Origin of the sequence: Ensifer sp. ZNC0028 (assembly GCF_000799055.1) — a bacterium.
GTDB lineage: Bacteria > Pseudomonadota > Alphaproteobacteria > Rhizobiales > Rhizobiaceae > Ensifer.
Genome location: NZ_JTLA01000031.1, coordinates 18,143 through 31,724, shown reverse-complemented (window position 1 = coordinate 31,724; position 13,582 = coordinate 18,143). Strand labels below are relative to the sequence as shown.

At 65.0% G+C, this 13,582-nt stretch carries 10 protein-coding genes; 8 read left to right on the top strand and 2 right to left on the bottom strand.

From position 1 onward, the window contains the following. Positions 1-196: 196 nt before the first annotated feature. Entirely contained in the window at positions 197-1,246 is a 1,050-nt protein-coding gene (locus tag L981_RS07940) for an HAD family phosphatase (RefSeq protein ID WP_082005941.1), read from the bottom strand. Positions 1,247-1,306: 60 nt separating this feature from the next. Next, on the bottom strand, positions 1,307-2,272 hold the full coding sequence (locus L981_RS07935) for a formylglycine-generating enzyme family protein (protein ID WP_082005940.1): 966 nt from the start codon (positions 2,270-2,272) through the stop codon (positions 1,307-1,309). A 278-nt stretch (positions 2,273-2,550) separates the two neighbouring features. On the opposite strand from L981_RS07935, the gene L981_RS07930 reads away from it, so the two are divergent. The 8 genes from L981_RS07930 (at position 2,551) to L981_RS07895 (ending at position 13,406) form a co-directional block, all read left to right on the top strand. Next, complete coding sequence (locus L981_RS07930) at positions 2,551-3,522, top strand: MoxR family ATPase (RefSeq protein WP_043613664.1); 972 nt, start codon at positions 2,551-2,553, stop codon at positions 3,520-3,522. Between the two features lie 16 nt (positions 3,523-3,538). Further along, positions 3,539-4,534: a DUF58 domain-containing protein gene (locus L981_RS07925; RefSeq protein ID WP_082005935.1), complete on the top strand. Its 996-nt coding sequence runs from the start codon at positions 3,539-3,541 to the stop codon at positions 4,532-4,534. After that, positions 4,534-5,061 (top strand): DUF4381 domain-containing protein, encoded by a 528-nt coding sequence (locus L981_RS07920; RefSeq protein ID WP_245281605.1) that lies wholly within the window; start codon positions 4,534-4,536, stop codon positions 5,059-5,061. The genes L981_RS07925 and L981_RS07920 overlap by 1 nt, the downstream gene beginning before the upstream one ends. Then, positions 5,048-6,052 (top strand): VWA domain-containing protein, encoded by a 1,005-nt coding sequence (locus tag L981_RS07915; protein WP_043613660.1) that lies wholly within the window; start codon positions 5,048-5,050, stop codon positions 6,050-6,052. The genes L981_RS07920 and L981_RS07915 overlap by 14 nt, the downstream gene beginning before the upstream one ends. Next, entirely contained in the window at positions 6,049-7,620 is a 1,572-nt protein-coding gene (locus tag L981_RS07910) for a VWA domain-containing protein (RefSeq protein WP_043613658.1), read from the top strand. The genes L981_RS07915 and L981_RS07910 overlap by 4 nt, the downstream gene beginning before the upstream one ends. Further along, complete coding sequence (locus L981_RS07905; protein WP_052201658.1) at positions 7,617-9,005, top strand: BatD family protein; 1,389 nt, start codon at positions 7,617-7,619, stop codon at positions 9,003-9,005. The genes L981_RS07910 and L981_RS07905 overlap by 4 nt, the downstream gene beginning before the upstream one ends. 135 nt (positions 9,006-9,140) lie before the next feature. Continuing rightward, complete coding sequence (locus L981_RS07900) at positions 9,141-10,784, top strand: arylsulfatase (protein WP_082005933.1); 1,644 nt, start codon at positions 9,141-9,143, stop codon at positions 10,782-10,784. Between the two features lie 66 nt (positions 10,785-10,850). Continuing rightward, entirely contained in the window at positions 10,851-13,406 is a 2,556-nt protein-coding gene (locus L981_RS07895; RefSeq protein ID WP_245281604.1) for a fused MFS/spermidine synthase, read from the top strand. The last annotated feature ends 176 nt before the right edge of the window (positions 13,407-13,582 follow it).

Here is a 13,582-nt window from a genome sequence, read left to right as displayed (position 1 = left end):
ATTGCGCCGTCACCGGCCGCATGGGCGATATCGCGATCGATCCTGGGAAATATTCCTCGGCGGGATAGACGCGCCAGAGCACCGTCGTTCGCGCGGCGATGGCCAGCTGGTGGCGCGCGCGCAGCAAGTCGCGCTCGCCACCGGCCTTTGTCTCGACATCGATCGCTGGCGCACACAGCCCCAGCGGCGCAGCCGTCTATTTTTCGAAGGCGTAGATCTTGCGCCAGTCGTTCTTCATGTCGACCAGCAGCCAGTTGCGCTGCTCGGCCTCGGTCATCGCCTTGTCCAGCTTGCCGACAGGGGATTGCCGATCATAGGCCCATTCGCGCTCGCCGTCCGTATGGTGCACGATCATGCCGAAACGCGGGCCGGGGCCCGCCGTCACCCAACGCAGCATCTCGTAATCGCCATCAGAATTGCCGGCGGCAAAGATCGGCCGCCGGCCGATAAAGGTGTTGATCCCGACCGGCTTGCCGGCACCGTCGTCGATGAAGTCGATCTTGGGTTCGCGCATCAGCACCGGCGCGTCGCCGTCGAGTTCGTACTTCGTCGCGATGCTGCTGCCCACCACCTGCTCGGGCGGGATCCCATACATCTGTTCGGTCATCGGCCGCATGAACTCGATACCGCCGCCCGAGACGATATAGGTCTTGAAGCCGTTTGCCCTGAGATAATCGAGCAACTCGCGCATCGGCAGAAAGGTGATCTCGTTATAGGGGCGATCGAAGCGCGGGTGCCGGGCGGTCGCAAACCAGTCCTTGACCGTCTTCGTGAACGCGTCCGTCGTCATTCCGGCATGGGTCGCCATGACCAGCTCGACGATGCCTTTTTCGCCGGCGGCGGCAACGCCTGCCATGTCGCCCTTCAGCAACGATGCGAACGGCTCCTTGTCCTTCCACTCGGGATGCTCGGGCGCCATCGCCTTGACGCGGTCGATGGCGAACATGCCCTGGAAATAGTTCGGCTGCTCGGTCCACAGCGTGCCGTCATTGTCGAAAACGGCGATCCGCTCTGCCGGCGCCACGAAATCGGCGCTGCCTTCGCTGGTGACCCGTGTGACGAAATCGACGATCTCGGTTTTCGCTGCGCCATCGTTCCACGAAGGGAGCGTGTCGGCCGGCGTATCCGCTGCCAGGAGCGCGCTCGGCGATGCAAAGGCCGCAGCGAACGTAAACAGCAGGCCGGCGAGCCTGGAGCGACGCCGCAGTCTACCGGCATCGTCGGCCACCAAGGACCCGGAACGCATCGCTGTTGCCGTCATCATCCATCCTCCTCGCGGAACGGTTTTTAAAGTCCTCTGGGCGGATCAGGGCCGCCGAATGCAACGGAACCCGATGTGGGTCGTCGCCGCGTTTTCCTCATGCGCGTGACGCGCCGCCGGCCGATACCGACGACAATAGTTGGGCGCACAGAGGTGCGAGCCCCCTTTCACCACCCGACGGGCAATGTGGAGCGTGGGCTGACGCGGATCGAAGCTCGCCTCCCGGTCTCCGCCCCGCGGATTGGCGGGAATGCAGCAGCTCTTTTGCGCCGGCGCCGGGTGGCGGGTCGACCAGAAGTCGCTGGTCCATTCCCAGGTATTGCCGATCATGTCGTAGAGGCCGTAGCCATTGGCGGGGAAGCTCGCGACCGGCGAGGTCCGCTCGAAGCCGTCAGGCCTCAGATTTTCCGTCGGAAACAGGCCGTGCCAGGTGTTCGCCATGAAGCGCCCCTCCGGGACCAGTTCGTCTCCCCAGGCAAATTCCGCGCCTTCGAGCCCGCCTTTGGCGGCGAACTCCCATTCGGCCTCCGTCGGCAAATCCTTGCCCGCCCAGGCTGCATAGGCCTTGGCGTCGAGAAAGGAGACCTGCACCACCGGATGGTCGAGCTTGCCGCGGATGTTGCTTTGCCGCCCGTAGGGCCGACGCCAGTCGGCGCCGAACTTGAAGTTCCACCATTGCGACGGACTGTTGCCGGCCACGCGTTTCGGCGGATCGAAGATCACCGAGCCCGCCCGCATCATCTCCGGAAGCGCACCGGGATAGTCCTTCGGGTCCGGCGTCTTTTCCGCCTCGGTCACGTAGCCGGTCGCCTCGACGAAAGCCGCAAACTGCCGGTTGGTAACGGGCGTGACGTCGATCCAGAAGCCGTCGACCTTCACCGGATGGGCCGGCGCCTCCTCCGGATAATGCTTGTCCGAGCCCATGACGAAGGTCCCGCCCTCTATCCAGACCTGCTCGCGGGCGCTGATTGCCGCCGGCGTTTCGTCGACAAGGGGCATTTTCGGGGACATTTGCATCTGGCTCTGATCTCCCTGGGCACCATCCGCCAAGATATCCGCGGACGGCCGGCCCACGTTAGCGCCAAATGCCCGCCGCCCAAAGTACGTAACCGTTACGCAACCGCCCGAAGCCTCTGGGATGCGAAGCCGCCTGCCGTGGGGCGTACCTGCCAGCGTCACGCAGTCCTTCGTTACTGTTACGTTCTTTCCAATCGGACTGATTTAACAATAAGCTGAAGCGAAAGTGCATGACGACTGATGTTGCCGACAGGGCAAGGGAGCAGGACTTCATGGGTGCACGCGACGATATCCAGCAACTCGGCAAGCGCATCGGCGAAGCGATCATCGGCCAGGAGGGCATGATCGAGCGCTTGCTGCTGGGGTTGCTCAGCAACGGCCATCTGCTGGTCGAGGGCTTGCCCGGACTTGCGAAAACCCGCGCGATCAAGAGCATGGCGAAGAACCTCGATGCGGAGCTTTCGCGCATCCAGTTCACGCCGGACCTCTTGCCGGCCGACATCACCGGCTCCGAAGTCTATTTCTCCGAGGGCGGCAAGGGCGCGTTCCAGTTCCAGGAAGGGCCGATCTTCGCCAATCTCATTCTCGCCGACGAGGTGAACCGCGCGCCGGCCAAGGTGCAGTCGGCCCTGCTCGAGGCGATGGAGGAGCGCCAGGTCACGATCGGCGGCAAGAGCCATATGCTACCCGATCTCTTCCTGGTCATGGCGACCCAGAACCCGATCGAGCAGGAAGGCACCTATCCGCTGCCCGAGGCGCAGCTCGACCGCTTCCTCATGCACATCCAGGTGGACTATCCGGATGCGGCCTCGGAGGCGGACATCATGCGGCTCGTACGCTCGGAGGAAACCAACGCCAAGTCCAACAACCATGCGACCGAGAAGCTCGCCCAGGACGCGGTTTTTGTGGCGCGCAAAGAAATTTCGGCGATCACCGTTTCCGAAGCGATCGAGAACTACATCGTCGCGCTGGTGATGGCGACGCGCTATCCCGACAAGGTCGACAAGGATCTCGCCAAATGGCTCCAGGTCGGCGTCAGCCCGCGCGGCGTCATCGGCCTCGACAAGGTTTCGCGGGCGCATGCCTGGCTGAACGGCCGCGACTTCGTCACGCCCGACGACGTTCAGGCGACCGTGCACGACGTCTTTCGCCATCGCCTGGTGCTTTCCTACGAAGCCCATGCCGGCGGCACTACCGCCAACCAGGTGATCGACCGCATCGTCGAGCTCGTCGCGGTCGCCTGAGGATGGAGGTTCGTCGATGGCCATATCCTTGCCGGCCCTCGCCCGCTCACGCGGCATCATAAAGCCCCGCACGGCCGACACCACCGGCGTCTATACCTCCGTGGACGCGCTTGTCGGTCTCGAAGCCATGGCCCGCGACCTGACGTTCCTGCGCAAGGCGCCGGTGCGGCGCCTGCTTGCCGGGCGTCATGAATCGCGCATGCGCGGCCGCGGGCTCTCGTTTGAGGAACTGCGCAACTACCTGCCCGGCGACGACATCCGCGCGATCGACTGGCGCGTGACGGCGCGCACCGGAAAACCGGTCGTGCGCGTCTACGACGAAGAGAAGGACCGTCCGGCCCTCATTGTCGTCGACCAGCGCATCAACATGTTCTTCGGCAGCCGCCGCGCGATGAAGTCCGTCGCCGCGGCAGAGGTCGCGGCACTTTCCGCCTGGCGCGTGCTAGCGCTCGGCGACCGTGTCGGCGGCTTCGTCTTCGGCGACGAGGAGGTGACCGAGACGCGCCCCTATCGCAGCCGCGAAGCGGTGATCCGGCTCGCCGACAGCATCGTTCGCCACAACACCGCGCTGCAGGCGGGTTCGCAGGCGCCGCATGGCGCCGAGCAGCTCGATGTCGTGCTGACGACCGTCGCCAACATCGCCCGGCACGATCACCTGGTCATCGTCATCAGCGACTTCGACGGCTACAGCCTCGAAACCCGCGACATGCTTTTGAAGCTCTCGGCCCACAACGACGTGATCTGCGTTCTGATCTACGATCCCTTCCTGCTCGAACTGCCGCGCAAGGGCGATATCGTCTTCAGCGGCGGGCTGCTTCAGGCCGAAGTGCAGTTCGGCCACGGCAACGTGCGCGAGGCGATCGACAGCTTTGCCCGCAAGCGCGGGCGGGCGCTGCGCGCCTGGCAGGAGGAACTCGGCCTGCCGATGCTGCCGATCTCATCAGCGGAAGAGGTGGCGCCGCAGCTGCGCACCATGCTCGGCCAGCTCGCCAGCCGGCAGCGGAGGCGATGATGGCAACGGCGGCCCCTCCGAAAGACCCGCTGCTCGACGCCGCCCTTCGCGGGCTCGCGGATATCGCCTTGCCGCAGCCCGTCTCGATGATGCCTCAAACCCAGGCATGGGCAGCGCTCGGCTGCTTCATATTGCTGCTGATCGCGCTTGCCTGCTGGCGCTGGTATCGCCGCTGGGAGGCCAATAGCTACCGCCGCGAAGCGCTCGCCGACCTCAGGAGGATCGAGGCCGGAGTGGCTTCCGCGGGCACGCGTGGCGAGGCCCTTGTTGCCCTGCCTGTCCTTTTGAAGCGGACCGCGCTTTCGGTCTGGCCGCGTGAGGCTATTGCGCGCCTGCACGGCACCGGCTGGACCAAATACCTCGACGCTCATTCCGGCGGCCCCGTCTTCCCGATCGCCTCTGCGCGTTTTTTCGAGGAAGCCGAGTATCGCGGCAACCAGGCGCTCGCCGCGGTCCCTGAGGCAGAGGCAAGGGCTTACATCGCAGCAGCGCGGCATTGGATCGAGGCGCATCATGTACGTGCTTGACCACGCCTGGGCGCTGATCCTCTTGCCGTTACCCTTCCTCGTCTGGTGGCTGCTTCCGCCATACCGCGAGCAATCGGCTGCCGTCAGGGTGCCCTTCTTCAAGGACATCACGGCGGCCGCCAATCTCGGCCCGACCGAAGGTTCCGTCGTTCCGAGGACCAATCTCGGGCAGAAGGTGATCGCGCCCCTGTGCTGGACGCTGATCGTGCTGGCACTGGCCCGGCCGCAATATGTCGAGCCGCCGATCGAAAAGGTAGAGCCGCAGCGCGACCTGATGCTGGCGATCGATCTTTCGCAATCCATGGACACGCGCGATTTTCGCGATCCCGCCGGCAACCTGCAGACCCGCGCCGAAGCCGTGCACAAGGTGGTCGCCGACTTCATCGACCGGCGTCCCAATGACCGGCTCGGCCTGATCGCCTTCGGCGATGCGCCCTATCCGCTCGTTCCGTTCACGCTCGACCACAAGACCGTCAAGCTGATGCTGGCCGATAGCCTGCCGGGCATGGCCGGGCCCCGCACCGCCGTCGGCGATGCCATCGGGCTTGCGATCAAGATGTTCGACGCCAGCACCGCGCCGGACAAGGTGATGATCCTCTTGACCGACGGCAACGACACCGCCAGCAAGATGCCACCCGACAAGGCCGCCGGCATCGCCGCCGAGCGAAAGGTGGTGATCCACACGGTCGGCATCGGCGATCCCAATGCGCAAGGCGAACAGAAGCTCGACACGGCAGCTCTCCAGCAGATCGCTGAAGTGACGAAGGGGCGCTACTTCTTCGGACAGGATCAGGCCGGTCTGCAAAACATCTACCAATTGCTCGACCAGTTGACGCCGGCAAACCAGAAGACGCTCTCCTGGCGGCCGCGCATTGAACTGTTTCACTATCCGCTTGGCGCGGCACTGCTGCTCGTGCTCGCCTATCATGCGGCCATGTGGCTCCTGTCCTCTCTCGGTGACCGACGTCAGCGCCGGGAGGCAGCGCCATGATCGCGGATTTTCACTTTCTGCGGCCGCTGTGGCTGCTGGCGCTCGCCGCTGTCCCGCTGCTGATCTACCTCGTCACTCGTCGCGGCGATGTTCGCTCGCAGTGGCAGGACATGATCGCACCGCATCTGCTCGATCATCTGCTGATCGACAAGGGGAGCAAACGACGCTTCCAGCCGGTGCACATCACCGCCGCACTGATCGCCGTTGCGGCGATCGCGGCCGCCGGGCCGACATGGCAGCGCGAACGGCCGCCCTTTGTGGAGGACACCGCACCTCTGGCAATCGCCATCGACCTCAACCCGACGATGAACGCGACCGATGTTTCGCCGACGCGGCTCGAACGTGCCAAGCTGAAGGTCCAGGACATTCTCGAGCGACGGAAAGGCTCGCGCACCGCCCTGTTCGCCTATGCCGGCTCCGCCCACATGGTGCTGCCGCTCAGCGACGACACGGCGCTGGTGAAGTCCTACCTTGCCGCGCTGTCACCGCAGATCATGCCGGTCGACGGCAAGGACACGGCCAAGGCCCTCCAGGCGGTCGAAAAAGCGCTCGCCAACGAAACGGTGCCCGGCACCATCCTGTTCATGAGCGACGGCGTCGAGCGTTCCGCCTTCAAGGCCTTCGGTGAGTATCAGGGGCGCAACTCATTGATGGTGCTCGGCATCGGCACGGCCGAGGGCGGCCCGGTCAAGACGGCGGACGGCGGGTTCCTGACCGACGCCAGCGGCGCGCATGTCCGGGCGAAGCTCGATGTCGAGGGCCTCAAGGCGCTACAGTCGGCCTCCAAGGCCGAGGTCGCCTCGGTGACCGCCGACGACGCCGATGTCAGCTGGATCGTCAGGCGCATCCAGACGAATTTTGCCGCGAAGACGGCCGAGGGGCTGACGCGCTGGCACGATCTCGGCTGGTGGCTGACGATCCCGATCGCCGTCTTCGGCCTCTTCTGGTTCCGCCGTGGCTGGACCATCCGCTGGGCGGTCTATCTGCTCGCCGCCATTTCGCTGATCGGCAACGATCGGGCAGAGGCAGCGGACAACCGCTTCATCGACCTCTGGCTGACGCCGGACCAGCAGGGCCGACGCGCCTTCGAACAGGGCGATTTCCAGGGCGCGTCAGAAACGTTCGCCGATCCCGCCTGGCGCGGCGCGGCGCTCTACCGCGCCGGCCATTTCCAGGATGCAATCGACGCCTTTGCCGAGACCGACACGGCCGAAAGCTACTACAATCAGGGCAATGCGCTGCTGCACCTCGACAAGGCCGAGGAGGCGATCGCCGCCTACGAGCAGGCGTTGAAGCGCCGTCCCGACTGGCCGGACGCCAAGAAGAACCTCGACATCGCCCGGAAAAGAAAGACCGACAAGGACAAGCAGGAACAGGACGCACAGCAGGAGCAGGCAGGCATCGACCCCGACCAGGTCCAGTTCGACGACAAGGGCAAGAAGGGAACGGAAGCCACCGTTCAGGGCGGACCGCAGACGGCCGACATGTGGATGCGCAACATCCAGGTGTCGCCGGCCGAACTGCTGGCAAGAAAGTTTGCGATCGAAGCGAAGGAAGGGGCCCCGTGACAGCCCTCGTCGCCCTGCAACGTCTGGTTCTCTGGCTCGTCGGCCTGTCGCTCTCGTTCGCGGGCACGGCCCTCGCCGCCGATCCCTTCGCCCGCGCAACGGTCACGACGAAGGGGCCGATCTATGCCGGCCAGCAGGTCGAGGTCGACGTCGACGTCTTCGTGCCGAACTACTTCCTTTCGCCGCCGCAGTTTCCCCTGTTCGATCTTCCCGGCACTGTCGTCACCATGCCCGACGAACGCGGCATGAACCTCAACGAGACCGTCAACGGCGAGGCCTTCTCCGGCATCCGCAAAACCTACGCGATCACCCCGCAGACACCCGGCGACTACGTGCTGCCGGCTGCAGTCATTCCGTTCGGCTATGCCGCCGTGCCCGGGCAGACGAGCAAGGGTCAGGTAACGTTGCCTTCGCTCACGTTCACGGTCGAAGCCGTTCCTCAGAGCGCGGGCGGAAAGGCCGGCGTCACCACCGGAGAAATCACCATCGCCCAGTCGTTCGACCGCGATCCAGCGGGACTGAAGGCGGGCGATGCACTGGTGCGGACCATCACCATTCGCGCGGCCGGCCTCGCACCGATGATGATACCCGAACCGACCTTCGATGCCCCGGCAGGCGTGCAGGTCTACCGGCATGACCCCGTGCTTTCGCAGGAACGCACGTCACGCGGAGAGATAACCGCGGGATTGCGCAAGGACGTGGCGACCTACGTCTTTGCAAAGCCCGGCAGCTATTCGCTTCCGGCGATCAGCCTGCCGTGGTTCGATCCGGCCAGCGGATCGATGCAGTCGGCCGAAGCGGCTGGCGCTGCCGTCAGCGTCGGTGCGGCTCCAGTGGTGGAGCCTGCGCTTGCCCCGCCGACCTCGCCGCCGTCCGAGGAGCCCTTCGACTGGCTGTGGTGGCTCAGCATCGTGGCATCGGTCGCCGCCCTCGCGGCGCTTATCCAACTGACCGCCAATCTGTTCGGCCGCCTCGAAACCCGGCTGGAAACCGCACTCGAACAGAGGGCGCAATCCGAGGCGACGGCATTTCGCCACGTGCTCGACGCTTGCCGGGATCACGACCCGTTGCGGCTGGAGACGGCGCTCGACCATTGGTCACGTCGGACCGGCAACACGCCACTCTCGCGCTGGCTCGACAGGTTCGCCGATCCGGCGACGGCGAACGCTTTTGCCGACTTTCGCCGGAGCCGCTACGGCAGCGGCGGCTCCCATCAGGACGGGCCTGATCTCCTCCGGTTGCGCGGCGGATTGAAGGTGGCGAGACAGCGCTGGCTTTCGGAAACCTCCGCCGATGGCGGCGGCCCGACATCGGACTTGCCCGACCTCAATCCCGGCCTGGAGGCCGCGCCACCAAGGCGCTTCGGAGCCGTCGGCCTGACCTGATTTACCGGCCGTCGCCGACCTTCGTAACTGTTACGTACTTACCTGCGGACACCCGCCGGTAGAAGTTGAATCGGTGAATTCAAAGCTTTGCCTGCATTCCGAGAGCGATTGCTTACTGCCTCAGGGAGACATGAGATGAGTATCGATCTGAAGAACCGGCTTGGCCGGCTCGCCGCGTGTACCATCGGGCATGCCGCGAAACCGAAGGCGCTGGCGCTCGCCGGCACCGTGCTGATGTCGACGATTTCCGCCTCCGCGCTGCCGGCCTTCGCGCAGGACGCGGCGAAACCCAACATTCTTGTGATCTTCGGCGACGATATCGGCCAGACCAACATCAGCGCCTATTCCTTCGGCGTCATGGGCTACAAGACACCGAACATTGACCGGATCGCCCGCGACGGCGTGATGTTCACCGATTACTATGCCGAAAACAGTTGCACCGCCGGTCGGTCGACCTTCATTACCGGCCAGACGGTGCTGCGCACCGGCATGTCGAAAGTCGGCATTCCCGGCGCGCCGGTTGGCATCCAGGACCGCGACGTGACCATTGCCCAGGCGCTGAAGCCGCTCGGCTATGCCACCGGCCAGTTCGGCAAGAACCACCTTGGCGACCAGGACCGCTTCCTGCCGACAGCGCACGGCTTCGACGAGTTCTTCGGCAACCTCTATCACCTGAACGCCGAGGAAGAGCCCGAACGGCCCTATTGGCCGAAGGACGATCCGGCCTTCCTCAAGGCCTATGCGCCGCGCGGCGTGCTGCACTCTTTCGCCGACGGCAAGGTGGAAGATACCGGCGCCTTGAACACCAAGCGCATGGAGACCATCGACGACGAAACCACCGCGGCCGCGATGGAGTTCATCAAGAAGCAGACGGAAGCGAAAAAGCCGTTCTTCACCTGGATGAACACCACGCGGATGCACATGTTCACCCACATCCGCCCTGAGTACCAAGGCCAGAGCGGCATGCCCGGCAACGACTATGCCGACGGCATGGTCGAGCATGACGGCGACGTCGGCAAGCTGCTCAACCTGCTCGACGAATTGAAGATCGCCGACAACACCATCGTCGTCTACACGACCGACAACGGCCCGAACCAGTTCTCCTGGCCGGATGCGGCGACCACTCCGTTCCGCAGCGAAAAGGATTCGAACTGGGAAGGCGCGTTCCGCGTACCGGCGATGATCCGCTGGCCCGGCAAGATCAAACCTGGCATCTCCAACGAGATGGTTTCCGGCCTCGACTGGTTCCCGACGCTGCTGGCGGCTGCCGGCGACAAGGACATCAAGGACCGGTTGCTGAAGGGCACCAAGCTTGGCGACAAGGAGTTCAAGGTTCACCTCGACGGCTTCAACCAGTTGCCCTACCTAACCGGCGAGCAGCCGAAGAGTGCGCGCAGCGAGTTCTACTATTTCAACGACGACGCCAAACTCGTTGGCATGCGCTTCGAAAACTGGAAGTATGTCTTCTGCGAAATGCGCAAGCCCGGCGGCTTCGACGTCTGGCAGGATCCTTTCACCTGCCTGCGTGTTCCGAAGATCTTTAACTTGCGCATGGACCCCTATGAGCGGGCCGATATCGTTTCCGACCAGTACAACGACTGGCGAACGAAGAACGTCTACCTGACCGCCCAGGCCGTGGCGCGGACCGCAACCTTCCTCGAGACCTTCATCGAGTATCCGCCGAGCCAGAAGCCGGCAAGCTTCTCGGTCGACCAGATCGAAGAAAGCGTGCACCAGAAGATCGACGAGATCCTGGCGAAGTCGCAACCGGCTCAATAACACTCTCGGAGGCGGCGCGCCCTGCGCCGCCTTCCTTTCTGCCTTTGCTAGAGATGGCGTGCCGCAATGACGAAGACCATTCCGCCCGCTCGAACGGTTGCCATGGAGGCATCGAATGAAGATGCCGTGGCGGCAGAGCGGACGCACTTCGCTCCGGCAGCCGCTGCATTCATGCTCTTCCTCTCCGGCACGGCCGCCCTGGTCTTCCAGGTGCTCTGGATCAAGCAGCTTTCGCTGGTCACCGGCGTCGATGTCTATGCGGTCAGCACCGGGGTCAGCGCCTTCTTCCTCGGCCTTGCGCTCGGCAGTTTTGTCCTTGGCCGCGCCGGCGACCGTTCCCGACAGCCGCTCCGCCTTTATGCCCTGCTTGAAACCGGCGTCGCCCTGCTCGGCGCCGGCGTTACCTTCATCCTTTCCAGGATTGCGCCGGTCTTCGTCGTGATCGAGGGCACCAGCCCGCTCGCCGCCTGGGCCCTGCTGATCCTGATCGTGGCTTCGCCAGCGTTCCTGATGGGCGGCACCCTGCCGGTGCTGCTGCGGGCGCTGAATGCAGCTCCGGGCGGGGTCGCGGCAAAGGGCGGCCGGCTCTATGCCGCCAATACGCTCGGCGCGATCGCTGGCTGCCTTGCGGTCTCCTTCGTTCTCATTCCGGCCCTCGGCGTTCAGGCGACCGGGCTCGCGGCCGCGGGGCTCGGCCTTGTCGCCGCAGCGATCGCGCTTTCCCTGAACACCCCAGCCGCCCGAGAACCCGTTCAAGGGGCGCTGCCTGCGGAAACGCGTAGCGCCGGCGGTTCGCGGCTGGCGCTCGTCCTTTATGCGGTCGCCGGCGGTATCGCCCTTGGGTATGAAGTTGCCTGGTCGCAAGCGATCGTGCAATTCATCTCTACCCGCTCCTTCGCCTTTTCGGTGGTGCTTGCCACCTATCTGGCCGGCCTTGCCCTCGGCGCCGCCCTTTTCGCGCGCCGGAGCGAGCGTCTCTCCGATCCCTGGAGTAGTTTCGGCCTGCTGATCACGCTTGCCGGCCTGGTTGCGCTTGCCGAACTCGCATTGCTCGGCCCCTGGCTGACCACGCTGCAGACCAGCGCCGAGGCCGCCGTCGCCGGCCTTACCGGCAGCATCTTTGCGGGCATGTGCGCGCGGTTCCTCGTTGCCGCGCTGACGATCGTCTTCGTTCCGACGCTGATCCTCGGCGCCGCCTTCCCGGTCGCCCTCAGGCTCGCGGTCGATCCGCAACATGCCGGCCGCGATACCGGCCGGGTTCTGGCGCTCAACACGCTCGGCGGCATCTTCGGCACGCTTCTGACCGGCTTCGTGCTGATCCCGTCCCTCGGCATTGTCCGGAGCTTTGCCGTTCTCGCCGTGGCCGCAGCCGCAATCGGCCTTGTCGCCGTCAGCCGCGGACAAGGCGGTTGGACCAGTCGGCGGCTTCTCGCACCGGCGCTCGGCGTCCTCACCGTGATGATCGCCCTCGTCGTGCCGTCGGACCGGCTGGCGAACCTGCTCAACCTGTCGCGCGGCAACGGCACGATCGTTTCCTATGAGGAGGGCCTCGGCGCGACCGTCGCCGTCATCGAGCAGGGCCAGCCCGACCGCCGCTTCCGCCGGCTCTACATCCAGGGCGTTTCCAACACCGGCGACGCCATGCCGTCGCTGCGCTACATGCGGCTGCAGGCGCTGTTGCCGCTGGTCATTCATAAGGGCGAACCGAAATCGGCTCTCGTCATTGGCCTCGGCACAGGCATCACCGCCGGTTCTTTGCTTGCCTATCCCGGTCTCGACCGGCGCGTTGCCGCCGAACTCCTGCCCTCGGTCGCCCGCGCCTCGGCGCTCTTTGCCGGCAACTTCAATGCGGCCGGCGATAGCCGCCTCGACGTGCGTGTCGCCGACGGGCGGCGCGAACTGATGCGCAGCCAAGAGCACTACGACCTCATCACGCTCGAACCGCCGCCGCCGTCCGCCGCCGGCGTCGTCAATCTCTACTCTTCCGACTTCTACGCTCTGGCGCGCGCGCGCCTCGCGCCGAACGGCCTGGTCGCGCAGTGGCTGCCGATCGCCACCCAGAACGACGAGGACACCCGCGCGCTCGTGCGCAGCTTTCTCGGCAGTTTCCCCCACGCCACGCTCTGGTCGACCGAACTGCACGAGATGCTGCTCGTCGGCTCGCTCGAGCCGCAGGAGCTTGACGCCTCCCGCATCGCCGCCCGGCTCTCCGACCCGACGCTTGCGGCAGCGCTTGGCGAGGTCGGAGTTTCCGGGCCGGCCGACCTCATCGCCACCTGGATGACCGACCGGGCCGGGCTCGAGCGCTATGCCGGTTCCGCCCTTCCCGTCACCGACGACCAGCCGCGGATCGAATATGCAAGCTGGGTTCGCCCCGACGAATTGCAGCGCACGCTTCCGGCCCTCGTTGCCCTGCGTTCGAAGGCGCCAATTGCCGGCGGCGACGCCGCGCTCGAAAAATCCGTAAGCGACGCCCACAACCGGCTGATGCTGTTCTACCAGGCCTCGCTCAACGCCTATGCCGGCTATCGCGACGAGTGGGCGCGCGACATGGAATTGCTGATGCGCGTGGAGCCGGACAATCCCTACTATCGCTGGTTCGTTTCAAGCAGCGAGCGCTGATCGCACGCTGCAGATCCAGCGCTTCCACGCACCTGTCGTTCGTTGCTTTTCGACAAGCTCGCGATCGATTCCTGCACAACGGCGTTTTGACGCAAAAAATTTGCACCTGGAGAAACAGCTCCGGCACAGATTTGCAACACCGAGGCATGTTCGGCGTAGTATCCTGTCCCCTGTCG